Origin of the sequence: Albidovulum sediminicola (assembly GCF_025751575.1) — a bacterium.
GTDB classification, from domain to species: Bacteria; Pseudomonadota; Alphaproteobacteria; order Rhodobacterales; family Rhodobacteraceae; genus Albidovulum; species Albidovulum sediminicola.
On the sequence record NZ_JAOWLA010000003.1, the window covers coordinates 70,480 to 90,947 of the forward strand.

Genomic DNA, 20,468 nt, shown 5'->3' on the forward strand with positions numbered 1-20,468 from the left:
AATGACGACACTTCTCACCAATGCCCGCCTGATCGATCCGGAGGCGTTGACGGACACCCCCGGCAGCCTGCTGATCGAAAACGGCCGCATCGTCGCAACCGGCGATGTCGCGACCCCCGAGGGCGCGGCCGTCGTCGACTGCGGCGGCCGCTGCCTCGCCCCCGGGATCGTTGACCTCGGCGTCAAGATCGGGGAGCCGGGTGAGCGGCACAAGGAATCGTTCCGCTCCGCCGGCCTTGCCGCCGCCGCGGGGGGCGTCACGACGATCATCGCCCGGCCCGACACCCACCCCACCATCGACACGCCCGAAACGCTGGAATTCGTGACCCGCCGCGCGGCCGAGGCCTCGCCCGTGCGCATTCGCCACATGGCCGCGCTCACCAAGGGCCGTGAGGGGCGCGAGATGACGGAGATCGGCTTCCTGCTGGACGCCGGCGCCATCGCCTTTACCGATTGCGACCATGTCGCGACGGATACCAAGGTGCTTTCCCGCGCGCTGACTTACGCCAGGTCGCTTGGCGCGCTGGTGATGGGCCATCCGCAGGAGCCGGGGCTGTCGAAGGGCGCGGCCACGACCTCGGGCAAGTTCGCCAGCTTGCGTGGGCTACCGGGTGTCAGCCCGATGGCCGAGCGGATCGGGTTTGACCGCGACATGGGCCTGGTCGAGATGACGGGCGTCAAATACCACTTCGACCAGATCACCACCGCCCGCGCCCTGCCGCCGCTGGAGCGCGCAAAGCGGAACGGCTTCGACGTGACGGCGGGAACCTCGATCCATCACCTGACGCTGAACGAATTCGACGTGGGCGATTACCGGACCTTCTTCAAGGTCAAGCCGCCCCTGCGGTCGGAGGACGACCGGCTGGCAACCGTCGAGGCGGTGGCTGCGGGCGTGATCGACATCATCAGTTCCATGCACACGCCCCAGGACGAGGAATCCAAGCGCCTGCCCTATGAGGACGCGGCGGCGGGCGCGGTGGCGCTGGAGACCTTCCTGCCGGCGGCGATGCGGCTTTACCACGCGGGGCAGCTCAGCCTGCCGCAGCTCTTCCGGGCGATGGCGCTGAACCCCGCGCGGCGGCTCGGACTGCCGCAGGGGCTACTGGCTGCGGGCGCGCCGGCGGATCTGGTGCTGTTCGATCCCGACACGCCCTTCGTCCTGGACCGCTTCAAGCTGCGCTCGAAATCGAAGAACACGCCCTTCGACGGGCAAAGGATGGAAGGCCGGGTGCTGGCGACCTGGGTCGCCGGAAAACAGGTCTACAACGCGGAGGCGTGAGATGCCGGAACTGACCAGCGGGGCCACGGCCCTGATCCTGACCGCGCTTCTGGGCTACCTTCTGGGCTCGGTCCCCTTCGGACTGGTGATCACCCGCGCGCTGGGGTTGGGCGACGTGCGCAAGATCGGCTCGGGCAATATCGGGGCGACGAACGTGCTGCGCACCGGCAGCAAACCCGCCGCGCTGGCGACGCTGCTCCTCGACGGCGGCAAGGGCGCGGTCGCGGTGCTGATCGCAAGGGCCTTCGCGGGCGAGGACGCGGCGCAGATGGCGGGCCTTTCAGCCTTCCTGGGCCACCTTTACCCGGTGTGGCTGGGGTTCAAGGGTGGCAAGGGTGTCGCGACCTTCCTCGGCACCGTGATCGCGCTGGCCTGGCCCGTGGGGCTTGCGGCCTGCGCGACCTGGCTTACGGCGGCGGTCGTCACGCGGCGGTCGTCGCTGGGCGCGCTGGTCGCGGCGGCGCTCTGCGTGCTCTGGGCGCCGCTTCTGGGTCATGGCAGCCTGGTCATCCTGATCGCAATCCTCGCGGTGCTGGTCTTCTGGCGGCATCGCTCGAACATTGCCCGGATCATCGCCGGCGAGGAGCCGAAGATCGGCCGCAAGTAGGCGTGGGCCCTGCGGCTTTGCGGGGCTTGCGAAAGCGGGCCGCCTGCCTGACACTCGCGCTATTCGAAGGAGGGGCTCTATGGATTTCTGGACTGCGGTCAGAACCTGTTTCAACAAGTATTCCTCGTTCCGGGGCCGCGCCACGCGGCCGGAGTTCTGGTGGTTCGTCCTCTTCCTGCTCATCGCCAACATCGTCCTGAGCGTGCTCGACACCGCGCTGTTCGGCATGCGGATGATGCATTTTCAGCCGCTGTCCGCGATCTTTTCGCTCGTCACGATCCTGCCCAGCCTCGCGGTGGGCGCGCGCCGGTTGCACGACACCGGGCGCAGCGGGTGGTGGCAGTTGTTGCTGGCCATCCCGTTCCTGGGATTTCTCGTGCTGGTCTGGTTCATGGCCCAGCGGGGCGACGATCAGGATAACGACTATGGCCCCGCGCCGGGGATGCCGGTCGCGCGAAGCTCGCTTCCCAAGGTCCCCCGGCGCTAGGGCGCGCTCAGTAGCTGTATTCGGCGTAGATGCGGCTTAGATCGCCCGCCCATTCGCCGTGATACTTCTCCAAAAGCTCGTCGGCAGGGGCGCGGCCCGTCTCCACGCTTTCCTGAAGCGCGTTGAGGAAATGCGTCTCGTCCGGGACCATGCCACCGGCACCCGGTTTCGAGCGCGCTTTCAGGCCGGCTTCAGCGATCGCGACGACCTCGCGCGCGAGATCGTGCATCTTGACGCCGCCCGCCTCGGCCTGAAGCCCTTCGACGGAGGCCGCGACGCGCAGCGCCTCGCGTGTTTCGTCGTTCCAGTGCTTGCAAAGGTCCCAGGCCGCATCCATCGCGGATTGGTCGTACAGCAGGCCGACCCAAAGCGCGGGCAGCGCGCAAAGACGCCGCCAGGGCCCGCCGTCGGCGCCCCGCATCTCGATGTATTTCTTGACCCGCGCCTCGGGGAAGACGGTGGTCATGTGATCCGCCCAATCCGAAAGCGTCGGCTTTTCGCCCGGCAGCGCGGGCAGTTCGCCCTTGAGGAAATCGCGGAAGGACTGCCCCAGCGCGTTGATGTAGTTCCCGTCGCGGTAGACGAAATACATCGGCACATCGAGCACATAATCGACATAGCGCTGGTAGCCCATGCCGTCCTCGAAGAAGAATGGCAGCATCCCGGTGCGCGCGTCATCAAGGCTGCGCCAGATCCGGCTGCGCCAGGATTTGTGGCCGTTGGGCTTGCCCTCGAAGAAGGGGGAGTTGGCGAAAAGCGCGGTCGCGACGGGCTGCAGGCTCAGCGCCACGCGCATCTTCTGCACCATGTCGGCTTCGGAGGCGTAGTCGAGGTTCACCTGGACCGTGCAGGTCCGGTACATCATCTGCGTGCCATGGGTGCCGACGCGGCCCATGTAGTCAGTCATCAGCCGATAGCGCCCCTTGGGCATCATCGGCATCTGTTCATGCGTCCATTCCGGCGCGGCGCCCAGCCCGATGAAGCGCGCGCCGATGCGGTCGGCGATCTCGTGCACCTCGCGCAGGTGTTCGTTCACCTCGTCGCAGGTCTGGTGGATGGTTTCGAGCGGAGCGCCCGAAAGCTCCAGCTGGCCGCCGGGTTCGAGCGAGACGTTGGCGCCGCCTTTCGTCAGGCCGATGATGTTGCCCTGTTCCAGGACCGGGTCCCAGCCGAAGCGGTCGCGCAGCCCCTCCAGCATCGCCCTGATCGAGCGCGGGCCGTCATAGGGCAGGGGCTTCAGCGTATCGCGGCAATAGCCGAACTTCTCGTGCTCGGTCCCGATGCGCCAGTCGTCCTTGGGCTTCTCGCCCGAGGCCATGTATTCGGCCAATTGCTCGAACCGTTCGATCGGGCCGCCGCCGGATTGGGGAATGGACATCAGGTGCGCTCCGCTGGGTTCTGCTTCAAGGCCGCATAGAGAGGCGCATCGGCAGGGTCAAGTCAAGGCCGCGTGCGCGGGGCGCCGCCACAGGATCTCTGTGCTTTCGCGCGCATCAAGTGCGCGCGAAAGCGCACCCAGATCGATGCCGGGCAGCACCGCGAATGCGTCGTAAAGACGCTCCGCCCCCGCGGCGGCGACGGGGATCAGCAGGACCTGGCCGTCCGCCTGCCTGAGCCGCCAGTGCCGCCGGGCCTGGATGTCGATCAGGCGGATCTCCGAAAGCTCGCGCACCGCGACATAGCCGCCGAAGGTGGGGCCGAGATAGCCGATCTGGCCCTCGTCGACCTCGACCATGCCGGGCGCCTCGACCCTGCGCCCGAACCGGCGGCGGCGGATGGCGATCACGGCCCAGGCCAGGCCGAGGCCGCCGACAACCACCCCGAGCGGCACCAGAAGGTAGCCGCCCAGCCAGATCAGCCAGAGCCCAAGCGCCACGACCGCGAAGGCGGCCGCGGCCTCGCGCCAGGGCGCGAATCGGGCCATCAGGTCGGGCCGCACGAAGCTCATGCCCGCGCCTCGGCATAGGGGGCCCTGCGTTCCTCATAGGTCATGGCGGTGAAATCCGCGATCCGCCGTGCCGGGCCGTCCTGCGTCCGTTCCCACAGGCAGCCCTGCGCTGCGTATTGCAGCCACCCCCGCCAAGTATCGGCCCATTCCCAGTCCGTGGGGCGGCGAGCCCCATTGGCGTCGATCACCGCGTAGCGGTTGGAGATCAGCGCCCTGTCGCGCGCGCCGAGGGCGAAACTCAGTTCAAGTTGCCCGCCCCAGGGCAGGTCGCGCAATAGCCGCGCATCGTAGCGTTCGCCGCCCGCATGGCGCCATCCCCGCGCCTGCATCGACGCGGCAAAGCTGGCGCCCATGTGAAACCCGTCGGTCGAATGCGGCCAGGCGTTCGCGGGGGCCTGGCTCAGTTCGCCCCCGGGCAGGCCCTCTAGCGGCCCGCCCCCGTTCAGCCAGACCGTGCCGGGCGCGGGAAAGACGCCGCCCCCGCCCCAGGTGCTGCCTTGCCCCAGAAAGGCGATCGCGCTCAGCCAGGGTGCGCGCGACACCGCCGTCCACCAATGCGATCCGCCCTTGCCGGCAAAGACGATCAGGTGCCGCCCGTTCGGCGACAGGTCGGAGCGGTGTTCGTAGATCCGCCCCTTCAGCCACTGGCCGGTCTCGAATCCGTTGGTATCGCGGTCCCAGCCGATCGTGGCGACCCTGCGCGCCGGTCCGCGGCGCAGGATCACCGCCTGTCCGCAGTCACGCGCCGTCAACACGAAAAGCCTGGGCGGTGTCACGATCCGGCCTCGGCCGCCGCGTCCTCCGGCGTCTGCGCCCAATCGCCAAGCGCCGCTTGCCACAGGACAAGCGCCGCGAGCGCCGCCGTTTCCGCCCTGAGGATGCGGGGACCAAGCGCCACGGGCCGCACGAACGGGAGCGCGCGGAGCTCTACGCGTTCCGCCGGGGAAAACCCGCCCTCCGGCCCGATCAGGATCGCCCAGGGGCCGGGGGCCTCCGCGACGAGTGCAGCAAGCGCCGGTGACTGGCCCGCCGCGTCCTCGTCCGCCCAGAGGATGCGCCGCGCCGGGTCCCAGCCCGCCAGAAGCTTCGCCAGCGGCGCGATTTCGGTCACTTCGGGCAGGTTGAGGGCGCCGCACTGCTCGGCCGCCTCGCGCACATGCGCCTCGGCCTTGTCGCGGCGCAGGCGTTCGGCATTGGTATATTCGGTGGAGATCGGCACGATCCGGGCCGCGCCAAGCTCCACCGCCTTTTCCACGATGAAATCGGTGCGCGCCTTCTTGACCGGGGCGAACATCAGCCAAAGGTCGGGAAGGCCGCGCTGCGCCTTCGTCTGCGCGACGCAGGCCAGGCTGCCCTTGCGCTTGCCGGCCTCCGTCACCTCGGCGAGCCATTCGCCGTCGCGGCCGTTGAAAACCAGAACACGGCTTCCCACCGCTTCGCGCATCACGCCGAAAAGGTAATGCGCCTGCGCCTCGGACAGGGGAAGCGATTGCCCCGGGCCAAGCGGTTGGTCTACACAAAGCCTGATCTTCGCTGACGACATGAGGCCGAACTTATGACCCCGCGCACGCAAAAGCCAGAGCCTGACGGGCAGGTGTCTGACGCCGTCCGGGGTAACTGGGTCGACCGGCTGGCACCGGAGTTCGCCCGCCCCTATCTGCGGCTCAGCCGGGCGGACCGGCCGATCGGGACCTGGCTGCTGTTACTCCCCTGCTGGTGGGGGCTGGCGCTGGCGGCGGCGGTCGACGGCTGGCGGTTGGCCGACATCTGGATCGCCGCGGGATGCGCGCTGGGCGCCTGGCTGATGCGCGGTGCGGGCTGCACCTGGAACGACATTACCGACCGGGAGTTCGACGCGGCAGTGGCGCGCACGCGGTCGCGGCCCATCCCTTCGGGCCAGGTCTCGGTCAAGCAGGCGATCGGCTGGATGTTCGCCCAGATGGCCGTCGCGGGCCTGATCCTGCTGAGCTTCGACTGGACCGCGGTGATCCTTGGCGTCTCGTCGCTGGGAATCGTCGCGCTTTATCCCTTCGCCAAGCGGTTCACCTGGTGGCCGCAGGCCGTCCTGGGCTTGGCCTTCAACTGGGGCGCCATCGTCGCCTGGTCCGCGCATACCGGCACCTGGCCCGGCCTGCCCGCCTGGCTGCTTTACGCGGCCGGAATTGCCTGGACGCTCTTCTACGACACGATCTACGCGCATCAGGACAAGGAAGACGACGTGCTGATCGGCGTGAAGTCGACCGCGCGGCTCTTCGGCGCCGAGACCGGCAAATGGCTGGCCCGGTTCCTGGTCGCCGCGGTCTGCTTGATGGGGCTGGCGGTGGTGCTGGCGCTGGGGTCCAGTTCGGGCGTTCTGACGCTGATCGTCGCGCTGGCCGCACCCTGGGCACTTGGCTGGCACCTCTTCTGGCAGATGACGCGGCTCGATATCGACAACCCGGACACCTGCCTGCGGCTCTTCCGCGCCAACCGGGACGCGGGCCTTCTGCCTGCGCTGTTTCTTGCCTGCGCGGGGTTCCTTTGATTGATCCAGCCCGCATCGGACCGTAAGAGGGGGCGTTCCCTTTCCCGCGAGGATATCCGCCGGATGAAACTGCCCCCCAATGCGATCGGCGCCGGCGCCTTTGCCGTTGCGGCGCTCTTGTCGATTCTGGCGGCGGTCTGGGCGGCCCATGCCATCGAGAGTCGCTCGGCACGCGCGGTCCGCGCCGCGCTCGACCAGGGCGGTTACGACTGGGCCGAAGTCAGCGTGGACGGGCTGCAGGTGACGCTGACCGGCATGGCGCCGAGCGAGGCGCTGCGGTTTCGCGCGCTGACGGCGGCCGGAACCGTGGTCGATGGTCGCCGTGTCCTCGATGCGATGGATGTGGTCGATCCCTCCGCGCTGGGCCTGCCGGAGTTCACGCTTGAGATCCTGCGCAACGGCGACGGTATTTCGCTGATCGGCCTCGTCCCCTCCGAGGACGCGCACAGCGCGGTGGTCGAGCGGCTCGCGGATCTCGCGGGCGAGGGCCAGGTCACCGACATGCTCGAAACCTCCGAACATCCGGAGCCGGAGGGCTGGCCGGCCGCCGTGGAATTCGGCCTGAAGGCGATGGAGTCGCTGCCGCGCTCCAAGATCTCGGTCACCGCAAGCCGCGTGGCAGTCATGGCGATCACCAACAGCGCCGCTGAAAAGGCGCGCATCGAGACGCAGTTGCAGCGCGGCAAGCCCGAGGGGGTTCAGCTCGCCCTCGACATTTCGGCGCCCCGGCCGGTGATCGCGCCGTTCACGCTGCGATTCGTCATGGACGATGCCGGTGCCCGCTTCGACGCCTGTTCGGCCAATAACGAACGCGCGCGCGACCGTATCGTCGCTGCCGCGACCAAGGCCGGGCTGGCGGGCAAGGCCACCTGCACGATTGGTCTTGGCGTGCCGAGTCCGGAGTGGGAAAGGGCCGTGTCAATGGGCATCGCGGCCGTGGCGGAACTGGGCAAGGCGGTCATCACCTATTCGGATGCGGATGTGGCCCTGGTGGCGGACGCCACGGTACCCCAGGACCTTTTCGACAAGGTGGTGGGGGAGCTCGAATCGAACCTGCCCGAGGTGTTTTCGCTGCATGCCGTGCTGACCCCGCCCGAGACCGACCAGGACAAGCCGGAGGGTGTTGCCGAGTTCGCTGCGGTCCTGAAGGAAGATGGCGGGGTGGAGCTTCGCGGACGGGTGCCCGATCCGCTGGCGCGCGAGGCGGTGGAAAGCTACGCGCGGTCCCGTTTCGGGGCGGCCGCCGTCTATGCCGCGACGCGGCTAGACGAAGACCTGCCCAAGGGTTGGTCGATCCGGGTCCTGGCGGCGCTGGAGGCGCTGGGCCACCTCAAGTCCGGGCAGGTCCGGGTGCGGGCCGACCGCGTGATCATTTCCGGAACCACCGACCAGCCCGACGCCCGCGACGATGTCGCGCGCCTCCTGTCGGACAAGCTGGGCGAGGCGCAGAAGCTCCAGATCGACATTTCCTATGTGCCCGTCGTGGAGGCGGAGGTTCCGGTGGCCTCGCCCGAGGACTGCGTTGCGGACATCACCGCCGCCCTGGCCGAGCACAAGATCGATTTCGAGCCCGGCTCGGCCCGCATTGCGCCCTCGGCGAACCCGACGCTCGATGCCATTGCGGGGTATCTCAAGGACTGCGCCGACGCGCCGATCGAGGTGGCCGGGCATACCGACAGCCAGGGCAGCGACGAGATGAACCTGAATCTTTCGAAGGCGCGGGCGCAGTCGGTCGTGCAGGCGCTGATGGTGCGTCGGGTGCTGACCGGCAACCTGACGGCGGTCGGGTACGGCGAAACCATCCCGATCGCTTCGAATGACACCGAAGAGGGCCGAGAACAGAACCGCCGCATTGAATTCCGGCTTCTCACCGTCGCCGAAGACGGTACGGTGGTGCCCATGGCGCTGGTGCCCGGCCCCGACACGCCGCGGCCCCTGAAGCGCCCGGAAGCACCCGGCGCCGAGACGCCCAAGACCAGCGACTGAGGGCAGGGAGGCCCGGGACGTGAACAGGACCGACTTCATCATCGCCACGGCGATCGTGCTCTTCCTGGCCTTCCTCCTGGGGTGGTTCGTGTCCTGGCTCTTTCACCGCCTGACCCGCGTCACGCACGCGGGCATGGGCGAGCTGGAGCAGATGGCGCATGAACTGCACGAGGCCGAGGAGGCACGCGACCGGGCGCTCGCCTACCTGGAGGAGCGTGAGCAGGAACTGATCCGCAAGCTGTCGCAATGCGAGGCCGAACTGCGCGCGGCGATGGAGGGGCTCAGGATCGCCCGGGCGGAGTCGGAGGAACTGCGGGACTATATCGAACGGACCAACGCTGCCGGTTGAGTGCCGGGGCTACCAGCGGTCCAGCGCGGCTTCGTCCTCATCCTTCGCGGCGACCCATTCGGCGCCGTCGGCGCCGAATTCCTTCTTCCAGAACGGCGCGCGGGACTTGAGGTAGTCCATCAGGAATTCCGCCGCCTCAAAGGCCGCCTTGCGGTGCCGCGCGGCGGTCGCGACCATCATGATCGCCTCGCCGGGCGCAAGGGGCCCATGGCGGTGAATGATCAGCACGTCCGCGAGAGACCAGCGTGCCTCGGCCTCTGCCGCGATCTTGGCCAGCGCGCTTTCGGTCATGCCGGGATAGTGTTCAATCTCCATCCGCGACAGGCCGCCGCTGCCGCGCACGAGCCCGAGGAAGGTCACGACCGCGCCCGCTTGGCCGTCGCCCTGGCCGAAACGCCCGCATTCGGCGCCGTAGTCGAAGGCTTCCTGCTGAACGCGGATGTCCATCCTAGCCTCCTGTCATGGGCGGGAAGAACGCGACCTCCCGCACCCCTTCCAGAGGCGCGGAGAAATCCGAAAGCCGCTGGTCCAGCGCCACGCGCAGCGCCCTGAGGTCCGAGAACGCCAGCGCGTAGCGCTCTTCGCGCGCGCGCAGTTCCTCGACAAGCTCGGCGACCGTCGCGGCATTGGTCGCGACCTTTTCGCGCGGCAGGCCGATGCGTTCGCGCACCCAGGCGAAATAGAGAACCTCGATCATGCGTCATCCCTCAGGAACGGCAGGGCCTTGCGGAAATATTCCCACCCGGTCAGGAATGTCAGGATCGCCGCGACCCAGATGACCGCAAGTCCCACCATCGTCGCGATCGAGGAGCAGCCCCGCGTCCCGCAGCTACGGATTGGGTCGGCCAAGCCCTGCTCGACCAGCGCGGCATATTGTTCCATCGTCATACCGCGCCGGGCGATCCCTTCCAGATGTTCAAGCCCGGTTCCCAGAAACAGGATCGCGATGGCGATCATCTGGGCGGTCGTCTTCCACTTCGCGAGCTTGGTGACCTTGAGAAGCCCCGCCTTGCTGCCCAGAAACTCCCTGAGGCCGGAGACGAAGACCTCACGGAAGAGGATCACGGTCGCAGGCAGGATCAGCCAGGGGTTCATGCCGGAATAGCCGGTAATCACCATGATCGCGATCACCACCATCGCCTTGTCCGCGATCGGGTCCAGCATCGCGCCGAACTTCGATTCCTGCTTCCAGAGCCGCGCCAGGTAGCCGTCGAAATAATCTGTGACGGCCGCCGACACGAAAAGCGCCAGCGCGAACCAATCGGCCAAGGGGCGATGGAAATAAAGAAACATCACCGCGACGCCGGGCGCGGCGAGCAGGCGCAGGACCGTGAGGCTATTCGGGATCGTCCATCTCATGGCTGGCAACCTAGCGGGACGGCGCGGCGGGGGGAAGGGGGGTCGGAGAGGCGCGAGGGCACCCGCCTGATCAGAAGGTCGGTGGGGTGCAGGCCGACACCACCACGCAGTCGTCGGGGCCCGGGTTCTGGAACCGGTGCGGCGTGCGGCTGTTGAAGAGGTAGCCGTCGCCGGCCTCCAGCACCTGCGTCTCGGATCCGACGGTCACGCTGATGCGGCCCGACAAGACGATCCCCGCCTCTTCCGCGTCGTGGCTGTAAAGGTCGGGGCCGGTGTCGGCGCCGGGCGTATAGGTTTCGTAAAGCATCTGGATCGCGCTGGCCCCCGGCCGCCCGATCTGGCGGAAGTTGACGCCGCCCTCGGTTTCGCCCCGCTTGGCGAAGGGAGTGATCTCGCGCAGTTCATGCTTGCGAAAGCACCATTTCGGCCCGGATTCCTCTGGTGTCGCGAAGAAATCGCTGAGCGTGATGTCGAGCCCGACCAGGATCTTCTTCAGCGTCGCGATCGAGGGGCTGGTACGATTCTGCTCGATCAGGGAGATCATGCCGCCGGTCACGCCGGTCGCGGCGGCAAGCTGGCGCTGGGACAGGCGGCGTCGTTCCCGCTCCTCCTTCAGCCGCGCCCCGGTATCAAATTCCATCCCGCATCTCCGAAGCACCGACCATCCACCGACCATTCATAATGATAAATTTATTAGGCATCAATTCGCAATATTGATCATTGATCGCGGCTTCTGTAAGGATGCGCGCAAATTTCGCCAAGGAGGCCGCCATGCAGAATGCCGAGATCGAAGCCCGCCGCAAGTCCGCCATGTCGCGCGGCGTCGGCGTGATGACCCAGATATTCGTGGACAAGGCTGAAAACGCCGAGATCTGGGACAAGGAAGGCAACCGCTACATCGACTTCGCCGCGGGGATCGCGGTCGTCAACACCGGCCACCGCCACCCCAAGGTGATCGAGGCGGTCAAGGACCAGCTCGATCACTTCACCCATACCTGCCACCAGGTCGTGCCGTATGAAAACTACGTGCGCCTGGCCGAGCGGCTGAACACGATCGTCCCGATCTCGGGCGAGAAGAAGTCGATCTTCGTCACCACCGGCGCCGAGGCGGTCGAGAACGCGATCAAGATCGCGCGCTCTGCGACCGGCCGCCAGGCGGTCGTCGCCTTCACCGGCGCCTTCCATGGCCGGACCTTCATGGGCATGGCGCTGACCGGCAAGGTCGTGCCCTACAAGGTCGGCTTCGGCGCGATGCCGAACGATGTCTTCCACGTTCCCTTCCCGGTCGGGCTGCATGGCGTTTCGGTGCAGCAATCGCTGGACACGCTCAACTACCTCTTCAAGGCCGATGTCGATCCCAAGCGCGTGGCCGCGATCATCCTTGAGCCCGTGCAGGGCGAGGGTGGCTTCTACGAGGCGCCGCGCGAATTCTTCAAGGCGCTGCGCGCGATCTGCGATGAACACGGGATTCTGCTGATCGCGGATGAGGTGCAGACCGGCTTCGCCCGCACCGGCAAGATGTTCGCGATGGAGCATCACGACGTCGAACCCGACCTGATGACCATGGCCAAGGCACTTGCGGGCGGCTTCCCGCTGGCCGCCGTCACCGGCCGGGCCGAGGTCATGGACGCCCCCGCGCCGGGCGGTCTGGGCGGCACCTACGGCGGCAGCCCGATGGGTATCGCCGCGGCCAACGCGGTGCTCGACGTGATCGAGGAAGAGGGCCTGTGCGACCGCGCAAACCAGCTTGGCTCGCGTCTCAAGCAGCACCTGGAATCGCTGCGCGGCGACATCCCCGAGATCGTCGACATCCGCGGCCCCGGCTTCATGAACGCGGTCGAGTTCAACGATGCGACGACCGGCAAGCCCTCCGCCGATTTCGCCAACAAGGTGCGGACCGAGGCGCTCAAGCGCGGGCTTCTGCTTCTGACCTGCGGCGTGCATGGCAACGTCATCCGCTTCCTGTCGCCGATTACGATCCAGGACGGCGTCTTCACCGAGGCGCTGGGCAAGCTGGAAGAAGCCATGCGCGCGGCCCGCGCGGCCTGATCCGCGCCAAGCCAAGAAAGCGACGGCCGCCACCCTGATGTGGCGGCCGTCTTCATTCGCAAAGTCCCGCAGACAGGTCAGCTGTTCCGCAGCTTGCCTTGATAGAGGTTGCGAACCTTTATCGAGATGCCATTGCGCGGGAAGGGCAGAAAAGGGCTGGCTCTGCCGTAGTCTTTCCAGTCTGATCCGAAACCCCGATACCAGGGGCCGATCACCCAGCGGATCGGGTTGCGGTGCGCAAGCTTGTCGACATGACAGTTCGTCTTCGCGCTGGTTCCGCAGGCGGGCGGGATCAGAGTTTGTCCGGCCAGCGCATAGACCTGCTTCCCGTTGCACAGCACCCGCAGGAACCCGTCCTCGCGGAGTGACCATTTCACCAGCACCCGGACGGAATTCCAGGCCCCGAAACGCTTCCTGTCGAAGCAGAGGTGGTCCTCGAACGTTACCCCGCCACCCTTCAGGTTCATTTCAAAGAGGTGATTCTTGATCGCGCGAATATGCTGCCAGCCAGCGATTTCGACGCTGCCGCGGGTCCGGTACTTGAGGCTTTCCCGATACTCAAAGGATTTGGGCACGAAGACATCGAAAGCATATTCGACCTCGCGGCCCGGGGCAATGTCCGGCCCCTGAAGCTGAGAGCGCAGGTTGCCGTTGCCGCAATCACTCTCTCCTCGGCCATCGCCGTACTTCACGTCCTGGCAGAGCCCTTCCGTGAGGGTCATTGTCCAGGTGCCACCGGCCCGCTTGGGGTTCTCGCCGTTCAGCGCATAGGGCTTGAAATTCTGCCCCCAGGCGGGCGCTGACACCCCTGCGGCGAGAGCCGCCCAGACAAATGCGCAAATGCGAAGTGCCCTTGGCATGGTGCGGTCAATGCTCCTCTTCTTCACCTGCGTCTCGAAAGCAGGCCTTGACCAACCCGTATCCATTCTGCCGGACGGCGCGGGGAAGGCAAGTTTCTTCCCCCCACGGCGCAACGGATCAAAGGTCGAAGCTTGCGAAGACCGGCGCGTGGTCCGAAGGCTGTTCCCACCCCCGCGCGGCGCGCAGCACGCGGCTGCCATGCGCGGCGTTCGAGATGTCGGGCGTGGCCCAGACATGGTCCAGCCTGCGGCCCTTGTCGGCTGCATCCCAGTCCGCGGCGCGGTAGGACCACCAGCTGTAAAGCAGCCCCTCGGGGATGTCCTGCCGCGTCACGTCGACCCAGTTCCCCGCCGCGATGGCGTCGTTCAGAAGCTCGGTCTCGACCGGCGTGTGGCTGACGATCTTCAGAAGCTGCTTGTGGTTCCAGACGTCGTCCTCGCGCGGGGCGATGTTGAGATCGCCCACCAGGATCGACTTCTTCGGCGCCTCCCGATGCGCCCAGTCGCGCATGGCGGCGACGTAGTCGAGCTTCTGGCCGAACTTCTCGTTCTGCGCCCGGTCGGGGATGTCGCCGCCCGCGGGGACGTAGAAGTTGTGGACGGTGACTCCGTTCTCCAGTTCCGCCGCGACATGGCGGGCATGGCCGAGATCGGCAAAGTCGAAGGCCGCGACCTCCCTCAGGGGAAGTTTCGACAGGATCGCCACGCCGTTGTAGCCCTTCTGGCCGCGCGCGACCATGTGGGTGTAACCCAGGGCTTGGAACGCCTCCGTCGGGATCTTCTCCACCGGGCTCTTGCATTCCTGAAGGCAGAGAACGTCCGGCGCCTCCTCGGACAGGAGTTTCGCAACCAGCCCCTCGCGCAGGCGGACGGAGTTGATGTTCCAGGTGGCAAGGGTGAAGGGCATGGTCATCTCCTGTTCTTCCGGCGCGACCTTAACGGCCCCGTTCACGGGCGGCAATGCGCCCGCCCCGCCAAGGGGGGGCTTGAGGCCGCCGTCCGCCCGTGCAAGATCGGCGGTACTGTCAACGGAGTGCCCCCATGCGTCTGGCCGCCATCCTTCTGTCGCTCGTCCTCGCCCTTCCCGCCCAGGCCCGCCCGCTGACCGGGGAAGAGGCCGAAAGCCTCTCGGTTTCGGTCGATGCCTATCTGGATGCGATCGGCGCGGGCAATGCCGAAAAGATCGTCGCCACCATGCCGCCCCGCATCCTCAACGTCTTCGCCGGGGCTTCGGGGACCGAGGTTTCGAAGCTGACGGAGGTCCTGACCGAACAGACCGCGACCCTGATGAAAGGCAGCACCTTCACCGATCTGGCCGCCGGAAAGTCGAAGCTGAAGGCCGAGGACGGCACCATGCCGGACGGCAGCACGGTGACCTGGGTGCTGATCCCCACCCGCTTTACCGCGACCGCGAACGGCATCTCGACGATCAACGAACAGCCGCTTCTGGCGGTCAAGGAGGACGACGCCTGGTACTTCCTGCGGATCGACGGGCCGGAGCGTCAGCAGTTCGCGGCCATCGCCTATCCCTTCCTCGCCTCGGTGAACATGCCCGAGGCGACGGTGCGCCCCGCGCCCTGAGATCGCGCGCCCCGGCACCCAAAGCGCGGGCCCTTCCACAAAAAAGACCCGGGCGGTGCCCGGGTCAGTCCAACAGGGAGGATGCCGCATCATGACCCCGATGCGGCAAGGGGATTCGATTGTTTACGCCACCAGCCTATATCCACCAGATTCCGTAACAAGAAGGCGAGCGTTTGACGGATCTGGCTCTATTTTCTGTCGCAGGCGATAAATGTGCGTTTCCAGGGTGTGCGTAGTCACACCGGCATTGTAGCCCCAAACCTCGTGCAGGAGAACATCCCGTGGCACCACGCCCTCGGAGGCGCGGTAGAGGAACTTCAGGATATTGGTTTCCTTCTCGGTCAGGCGGATCTTGCGCTCCCTCTCGTCGATCAGCATCTTCATCGACGGCTTGAAGGTATAGGGCCCAAGCTGGAAGACGGCGTCCTCGGACTGTTCATGGGTGCGCAGCTGGGCGCGCAACCGCGCCAGAAGCACCGGGAACTTGAACGGCTTGGAGACATAGTCATTCGCACCGGCATCCAGCCCGAGGATCGTGTCCGCGTCGCTGTCATGGCCGGTCAGCATGACGATGGGGCATTTGACGCCCTGCTTGCGCATGCGCTTGCAAAGCTCCCGACCGTCGGTGTCGGGAAGCCCCACGTCGAGAATGGCGAGGTCGTAGATCCCGGCCTTGACCTTCTCGATCGCCTCGGCGCCGTTGGCGGCTTCGAAGACGTCGAAGTCCTCGGTCATCACCAATTGCTCCGCCAGCGCCTCCCGCAGGTCGTCGTCGTCATCGACCAGAAGAATTTTCTTGAGGTTGACCAAGGCATGCCCTCCGTTTCACTCCCTTCCAGATGCGCGCAGAGGGCGCCCCGGGCAAGGTTTGCAACAGGATTTCACACGGAGTTGTCGGTATGCCGGGAAATGTTTCAATTTGCTTCGCGGGCGACTATCTAGGGGGCGAAAGAACGGACGATCCATGCCCCTTGGCCTGACACCCCTGGAACAACTCAACCGCGCCCGCGCCGACCTGCGCATGGGCGTCCCTGTCGTCTTGGGCGCGGCGGGCCGCTTCGCCGTGGCCATCGCGGCAGAGGAACTGGGCGCCGCGCGGCTGGCGGGGATGCGCGCCCTGGGTGCCGTCACGCTCGCCATCACCGTGCGGCGGGCCGAGACGCTGAAAGCGCGCGCCTATGACGGCGACCTTGCGCGTATCGCGGTGCCCGAGGATGCCGACCTTGGCTGGATCCGCGGCGTGGCGGACCCCGCCGACGATCTGCGCGTGCCGATGAAGGGCCCACTTCACAGCGAACGGTCAGGCGACGCTGCGCTGCACCGTTTCGCGATCCATCTGGCCAAGTCCGCCCACCTATTGCCCGCCGCCGTGGTCGTGAACGTCGCCGATGGCCGCGACATCGCGAAGCGGGAGGGGCTGACGCTTCTCGACCTCGACATCGTCGCGCCGGAGGTGTCGCGCGCCGCCCTGCTGCACCCGGTCATCGCGGCGCGGGTGCCCATGCGCGCGGCCGAGGCCGGGCGGCTCCATGTTTTCCGCCCCGAGGATGGGGGGGAGGAGCACTACGTCATCGAAGTCGGCCAGCCGCCGCGTGACAAGCCGGTGCTGGCGCGGTTGCATTCGGCTTGTTTCACCGGCGATCTGCTCGGCAGCCTGAAATGCGATTGCGGTCCGCAGCTAAACGCGGCGCTTCAACAGATGGGGGCCGAGGGCGCGGGCGTTCTGCTTTACCTCAATCAGGAGGGGCGCGGGATCGGGCTGGCGAACAAGATGCGGGCCTATTCGCTCCAGGATCAGGGATTCGATACGGTCGAGGCCAACCACCGCCTGGGTTTCGAGGATGACGAGCGCGACTTCCGCCTGGGGGCGGGGCTCTTGAAGTCGATGGGCTTTTCGTCGGTCCGGTTGCTGACCAACAACCCCGCCAAGATCAAGATGATGGAGGCGATGGGCATCAAGGTTGCGGAACGGGTTCCGCTGAAGGTGGGCCGGACCCAGCACAACGATGCCTATCTTGCGACCAAGGCCGCGAAATCCGGGCATCTTCTGTGATCGGTGGGGCCGGTGACCTTGTGCTGACACCCATGGGGCTCCGCTTCCACGGGCGGGTGTTTCCGGTGACATGGGGGCGCGGCGGCATCCGTTCCGACAAGCGGGAAGGCGACGGCGCCACGCCGGTCGGCCTGCACCGCACGATCGGCCTGCTCTACCGGTCTGACCGCATCGCGGCTGACGCGCTACCACCCTGGGCCGTTCCGATCCGGCTGGAAGACCGCTGGTGCGACGCGTCCGGCCATCCCGACTACAACCATCTGGTCCGCAAACCCTTCGGGAAAAGCCAGGAACGGCTGCGCCGGGCCGATCCGCTTTACGACCTGATCCTGCCCTTGGACTGGAACTGGCCTGACGCGGTGCCGGGCAAGGGCTCCGCGATCTTCATCCATCAATGGCGCCGACCGGGCTTTCCGACGGCCGGGTGCCTCGCGCTGTCGCGTGCCGATCTTATGTTCGTGGCCCGGCATGCGGCACCGGGAACGCGGGTGGTGATCCGGCCTCAGCCGTAGTTGCGCGCGCCGAAGATGGCGGAGCCGACGCGGACATGGGTGGCACCAGCCGCAATCGCGGCCTCGAAATCGCCGCTCATGCCCATCGACAGGCCGGTAAGCCCGTTGCGTTCCGCGATCTGCGCCAGCATCGCGAAATGCGGGCGGCTGTCGCCCTCCTCCGGCGGGATGCACATCACGCCCGCCAGCGGCAGGCCAAGCGCCCGGCAGTCGCGGATGAAGCCGTCGGTGTCCGAGGGCATCACGCCCGCCTTCTGCGGCTCTTCCCCCGTATTGACCTGTACGAAAAGCGCCGGGCAGCTTCCCCGCGCCTCGGCAAGGCGTGCCAGCTTTTCAGCAAGCGAGGGGCGGTCAAGCGTGTGGATCGCGTCGAACAGATCGACCGCGACCTTGGCCTTGTTGGTCTGCAAGGGGCCGATCATGTGCAGCTCGACCGGTCCGAAGCGATCGCGCAGCGCCGGCCATTTGCCAGTGGCCTCCTGCACGTAGTTTTCACCGAAGACCCGGTGCCCGGCCTCCAGCACCGCCTCGACCCGGTCGAGCGGCTGGACCTTCGACACGGCGATGAGGGTCACGGAGCCCTCAGGCCGGCCCGCCGCCTTCTCTGCCGCCGCGATCCGGCTCCGGATCTCAGTCAGTGACATACCCGCCCTCGCGCAGCGCATCGAGCATGGGTTTGAGATCCTTTTCGTAGCGCTGCCAGAGCGCGACGGAGGCCTTGGAGATCGGCTGGCGGACCTGGTAGACGCTGAGCGTCTGCACCTTGCGCTTGTTCTCGTGGAAGCTGAGGCAGGCGTCCTCCCACTCCAGCCCGCAGGCCGCGATCAGCTTGCGCGTTTCCTCTTCCGGATTGGCGATCAGGTCTTCGTACTGGACCTCGTAGAACCAGTCCGGGACATGCTCGCGCCAGAAATCGACCATGTCGACGAAGGTGCCGTAGACCTTCACCAAATCGAGCTGGTCGTAGGCGTAGGCATGCGTCTCATCCGGGAACTTGTTCTTGTAGATCGACAGAAGGTTGTCCCGGGGGTCCCTGCGCACGACCACGAACTTGGCCTTCGGCATGGCCACCTTGAGCAAGCCCAGGGCCATGTAGGACTGGATGGACTTGTCGGTGATCTGCGGCGCGGTCGGAAACCGCTCACGGATGTACTTCTCGAAATCCGTTCCGAGCGCGACGAACTCCTCATCCTTCAGCGATCCGATGGGGCGCACCTTTCCGCGCAGCATCACGAGGCTGTGCGCCGCCGCCGCCGCTTCGCCGACCTCGCCCGCCCCCTCGACCCGAGAGTGGCTGGAGATGATCTGCTCGATCAGCGTCGTTCCCGAGCGGGGCATGCCAGTCACGAAGATCGGCGCGAAATCCGTCGTGCCGGGAATGTCTGCGGCCTTCCAGTCGAAGGCCGCATAGGCCTCCTTCAGGGCCGCGACGTCGTGGTAGCGCTTGGCCATGTCATAGGGGTTGATCTTGTGCATCAGCCCGTTGGCGACGTTCAGATACTTGAAGACGCGATCGTAGTCCTTCGCATCCTCCAAGAGCTTGGAGACGCCGAAGCCAAGGTTCATCCGATCATTGTCCGAAAGCGTGGGGTCCTCGAACTTCTGCGCCATCCGTTCGATCATCGGATCGCCCGGCTTCGCCTTGTAGGAGGCCGAGAACATCCGGTAGTTCTCGCCGTTGTTCGGGTCGATGTCGAAGGCGTGGAGGAACAGGTCCCGGGCTTCATCGAAGCGTCCGAGGGTTTGCAGCAACTGCGCCTTGCCGCTGACGGCGCGGGGCGAATCCGGGTCCTTGCGCAGCGCGGCGTCAAAGATCTCAAGCGCCTTGTCGTCGTCTCCGATCTTGGTTTTCGTTATAGCCCAGAAGGCAAGGGCGGGCGCATCCACCGCGTCCCCCATCATCTCGACAAGGCGGCCGGCGACAAGCTCGGCAGGTTCGTATTTTCGAAGGCGAGAGAGCGCACTCCCCAGCACACTGTAGATCTCGGGCGAGGTCTCGTTCTCAGCCGAGAGCCTTTCGAGAAGTGGCAGGACCGACTCTGCGTTCCCCGCGTCGATCTGCAGGCTGGCCAAGGTCAGAACCGCCGAGATGGACCCCGGGCAAAGGCTCACGGCCTTGCGGAAACACTCCATGGCTTCCGGCTTGCGCTCCATGGATAGCAGAAGACCGCCCAGATGTTCCCAGGCCTCGCTGTAGTTCGGATCAAGTCGCAGCGCCGCGCGGAAACTCGCTTCCGCCCCCATCCTGTTGCCTTGCAGCGCTTGCGCGGCGGCGAGGATGTTGTGGGCGATGGCGGATTTCGGAAACTGCCGCAACATCTGGGAGGCAAGCTTCTCGGCCTCAACCGGCCGCTTCGCTTCGATCAGGTCGACCAGAGACTGCATCTGCGCGCGATTCATGCCCCCCGTCTCGGGGCGCGACCGGCGCCGCCGCGCGCCGAAGCGGTCTTGCAGTTGAACGCGGGTGGCCGGGTCGATCGGCGCGTCTTTCAGCGCCTTGAGGAATTCCTTCTCGGCTTCCACCGTCCCGCCGAGGGCGATCGCGTCGGCCAGCGCCATCCAGACGGCCCGCTCCTTGGGGCGAAGGGTGGTCGCCTTGCGCAGGTGCAGGATGGCGCGCGACGCCTTGTCGGTGTCGCACAGGATGCGGCCGATCTGGAAATGCACCTCGGCGACATTTGGGTTGGTCTTCAGGATGCGGCCATAGGTGTGGAGCGCGGCCTCATAGGCCTTCTCCGACTGCTGTTTCATCGCGCGGGCGTAGGTCGATTGAATTTGGTCGGCGGTCAGCACGGACATGGAACGATCTTGCTATTGGGTTTTCTCGGCGGAACTTACCGTCATGGCGGCGCCAAGTCGAGTTGAGCCGGGGCA

Annotated in this window: 23 protein-coding genes; 10 read left to right on the forward strand and 13 right to left on the reverse strand. The window is 66.5% G+C overall.

The window, feature by feature from the left end; translation table 11 throughout:
* Position 1: 1 nt before the first annotated feature.
* From pyrC to OE647_RS04095, 3 genes are all read left to right on the forward strand, one after another.
* On the forward strand, positions 2-1,279 hold the full coding sequence (gene pyrC, locus OE647_RS04085) for a dihydroorotase (protein WP_263720389.1): 1,278 nt from the start codon (positions 2-4) through the stop codon (positions 1,277-1,279).
* A gap of 1 nt (position 1,280) precedes the next feature.
* The gene (gene plsY / locus OE647_RS04090; RefSeq protein WP_263720390.1) at positions 1,281-1,886 is read left to right on the forward strand and encodes a glycerol-3-phosphate 1-O-acyltransferase PlsY; all 606 of its coding nucleotides are present in this window, start codon (positions 1,281-1,283) and stop codon (positions 1,884-1,886) included.
* Between the two features lie 79 nt (positions 1,887-1,965).
* On the forward strand, positions 1,966-2,373 hold the full coding sequence (locus tag OE647_RS04095) for a DUF805 domain-containing protein (RefSeq protein WP_263720391.1): 408 nt from the start codon (positions 1,966-1,968) through the stop codon (positions 2,371-2,373).
* A 7-nt stretch (positions 2,374-2,380) separates the two neighbouring features.
* Here OE647_RS04095 and OE647_RS04100 read toward each other — a convergent pair whose 3' ends face one another.
* Genes OE647_RS04100 through OE647_RS04115 form a run of 4 tightly spaced genes read right to left on the reverse strand, consistent with a single transcriptional unit; the run spans position 2,381 to position 5,864 of the window.
* The gene (locus OE647_RS04100; RefSeq protein ID WP_263720392.1) at positions 2,381-3,751 is read right to left on the reverse strand and encodes a glutamate--cysteine ligase; all 1,371 of its coding nucleotides are present in this window, start codon (positions 3,749-3,751) and stop codon (positions 2,381-2,383) included.
* Between the two features lie 57 nt (positions 3,752-3,808).
* Complete coding sequence (locus OE647_RS04105) at positions 3,809-4,321, reverse strand: hypothetical protein (RefSeq protein WP_263720393.1); 513 nt, start codon at positions 4,319-4,321, stop codon at positions 3,809-3,811.
* Positions 4,318-5,097: a hypothetical protein gene (locus OE647_RS04110; RefSeq protein ID WP_263720394.1), complete on the reverse strand. Its 780-nt coding sequence runs from the start codon at positions 5,095-5,097 to the stop codon at positions 4,318-4,320. The genes OE647_RS04105 and OE647_RS04110 overlap by 4 nt, the downstream gene beginning before the upstream one ends.
* Positions 5,094-5,864 carry a 16S rRNA (uracil(1498)-N(3))-methyltransferase gene (locus OE647_RS04115; protein ID WP_263720395.1) on the reverse strand — a complete coding sequence of 257 codons (771 nt, stop codon included), beginning with the start codon at positions 5,862-5,864 and terminating at the stop codon, positions 5,094-5,096. The genes OE647_RS04110 and OE647_RS04115 overlap by 4 nt, the downstream gene beginning before the upstream one ends.
* 12 nt (positions 5,865-5,876) lie before the next feature.
* On the opposite strand from OE647_RS04115, the gene ubiA reads away from it, so the two are divergent.
* From ubiA to OE647_RS04130, 3 genes are all read left to right on the forward strand, one after another.
* Positions 5,877-6,845 carry a 4-hydroxybenzoate octaprenyltransferase gene (ubiA, locus tag OE647_RS04120; RefSeq protein WP_263720396.1) on the forward strand — a complete coding sequence of 323 codons (969 nt, stop codon included), beginning with the start codon at positions 5,877-5,879 and terminating at the stop codon, positions 6,843-6,845.
* 63 nt (positions 6,846-6,908) lie between these two features.
* Positions 6,909-8,831 (forward strand): OmpA family protein, encoded by a 1,923-nt coding sequence (locus OE647_RS04125; RefSeq protein ID WP_263720397.1) that lies wholly within the window; start codon positions 6,909-6,911, stop codon positions 8,829-8,831.
* Between the two features lie 19 nt (positions 8,832-8,850).
* On the forward strand, positions 8,851-9,180 hold the full coding sequence (locus OE647_RS04130; RefSeq protein ID WP_263720398.1) for a hypothetical protein: 330 nt from the start codon (positions 8,851-8,853) through the stop codon (positions 9,178-9,180).
* Between the two features lie 9 nt (positions 9,181-9,189).
* Here the strand turns inward: OE647_RS04130 and OE647_RS04135 are convergent, their stop codons facing one another.
* The 4 genes from OE647_RS04135 to OE647_RS04150 form a co-directional block, all read right to left on the reverse strand.
* Entirely contained in the window at positions 9,190-9,627 is a 438-nt protein-coding gene (locus OE647_RS04135) for a molybdenum cofactor biosynthesis protein MoaE (RefSeq protein ID WP_263720399.1), read from the reverse strand.
* 1 nt (position 9,628) lies between these two features.
* Positions 9,629-9,877, reverse strand: coding sequence for a molybdopterin converting factor subunit 1 (gene moaD, locus OE647_RS04140; protein WP_263720400.1), 249 nt, complete (start codon positions 9,875-9,877; stop codon positions 9,629-9,631).
* Positions 9,874-10,539, reverse strand: coding sequence for a CDP-diacylglycerol--glycerol-3-phosphate 3-phosphatidyltransferase (pgsA, locus tag OE647_RS04145; RefSeq protein ID WP_263720401.1), 666 nt, complete (start codon positions 10,537-10,539; stop codon positions 9,874-9,876). Before pgsA ends, moaD begins: the two co-directional genes overlap by 4 nt.
* Before the next feature lie 70 nt (positions 10,540-10,609).
* Positions 10,610-11,179 carry a cupin domain-containing protein gene (locus OE647_RS04150; protein WP_263720402.1) on the reverse strand — a complete coding sequence of 190 codons (570 nt, stop codon included), beginning with the start codon at positions 11,177-11,179 and terminating at the stop codon, positions 10,610-10,612.
* Positions 11,180-11,310: 131 nt separating this feature from the next.
* Here OE647_RS04150 and OE647_RS04155 point away from each other — a divergent pair, with 131 nt between their 5' ends.
* On the forward strand, positions 11,311-12,588 hold the full coding sequence (locus tag OE647_RS04155) for a 4-aminobutyrate--2-oxoglutarate transaminase (RefSeq protein ID WP_263720403.1): 1,278 nt from the start codon (positions 11,311-11,313) through the stop codon (positions 12,586-12,588).
* A 77-nt stretch (positions 12,589-12,665) separates the two neighbouring features.
* On the opposite strand, the gene OE647_RS04160 is transcribed toward OE647_RS04155, so the two are convergent.
* Together OE647_RS04160 and OE647_RS04165 are read right to left on the reverse strand one after the other, a co-directional pair.
* Complete coding sequence (locus OE647_RS04160; protein ID WP_263720404.1) at positions 12,666-13,475, reverse strand: polysaccharide lyase; 810 nt, start codon at positions 13,473-13,475, stop codon at positions 12,666-12,668.
* 91 nt (positions 13,476-13,566) lie between these two features.
* Positions 13,567-14,355: an exodeoxyribonuclease III gene (locus OE647_RS04165; protein ID WP_263720405.1), complete on the reverse strand. Its 789-nt coding sequence runs from the start codon at positions 14,353-14,355 to the stop codon at positions 13,567-13,569.
* A 134-nt stretch (positions 14,356-14,489) separates the two neighbouring features.
* Between OE647_RS04165 and OE647_RS04170 the strand changes: the two genes are divergently transcribed.
* Entirely contained in the window at positions 14,490-15,029 is a 540-nt protein-coding gene (locus OE647_RS04170; protein ID WP_263720406.1) for a hypothetical protein, read from the forward strand.
* A gap of 123 nt (positions 15,030-15,152) precedes the next feature.
* Here the strand turns inward: OE647_RS04170 and OE647_RS04175 are convergent, their stop codons facing one another.
* Complete coding sequence (locus OE647_RS04175; RefSeq protein WP_263720407.1) at positions 15,153-15,839, reverse strand: response regulator transcription factor; 687 nt, start codon at positions 15,837-15,839, stop codon at positions 15,153-15,155.
* A 154-nt stretch (positions 15,840-15,993) separates the two neighbouring features.
* On the opposite strand from OE647_RS04175, the gene ribA reads away from it, so the two are divergent.
* Positions 15,994-17,082, forward strand: a complete 1,089-nt coding sequence (gene ribA, locus OE647_RS04180) for a GTP cyclohydrolase II (RefSeq protein ID WP_263720408.1) — start codon at positions 15,994-15,996, stop codon at positions 17,080-17,082.
* 32 nt (positions 17,083-17,114) lie between these two features.
* Complete coding sequence (locus tag OE647_RS04185; RefSeq protein WP_263720623.1) at positions 17,115-17,594, forward strand: L,D-transpeptidase family protein; 480 nt, start codon at positions 17,115-17,117, stop codon at positions 17,592-17,594.
* Here the strand turns inward: OE647_RS04185 and OE647_RS04190 are convergent.
* Together OE647_RS04190 and OE647_RS04195 are read right to left on the reverse strand one after the other, a co-directional pair.
* The gene (locus OE647_RS04190; RefSeq protein WP_263720409.1) at positions 17,585-18,238 is read right to left on the reverse strand and encodes a YggS family pyridoxal phosphate-dependent enzyme; all 654 of its coding nucleotides are present in this window, start codon (positions 18,236-18,238) and stop codon (positions 17,585-17,587) included. The genes OE647_RS04185 and OE647_RS04190 overlap by 10 nt on opposite strands.
* A complete protein-coding gene (locus OE647_RS04195) occupies positions 18,225-20,393 on the reverse strand; it encodes a tetratricopeptide repeat-containing sulfotransferase family protein (RefSeq protein WP_263720410.1) in 2,169 nt (722 codons plus the stop codon). Before OE647_RS04195 ends, OE647_RS04190 begins: the two co-directional genes overlap by 14 nt.
* Between the last annotated feature and the right edge of the window lie 75 nt (positions 20,394-20,468).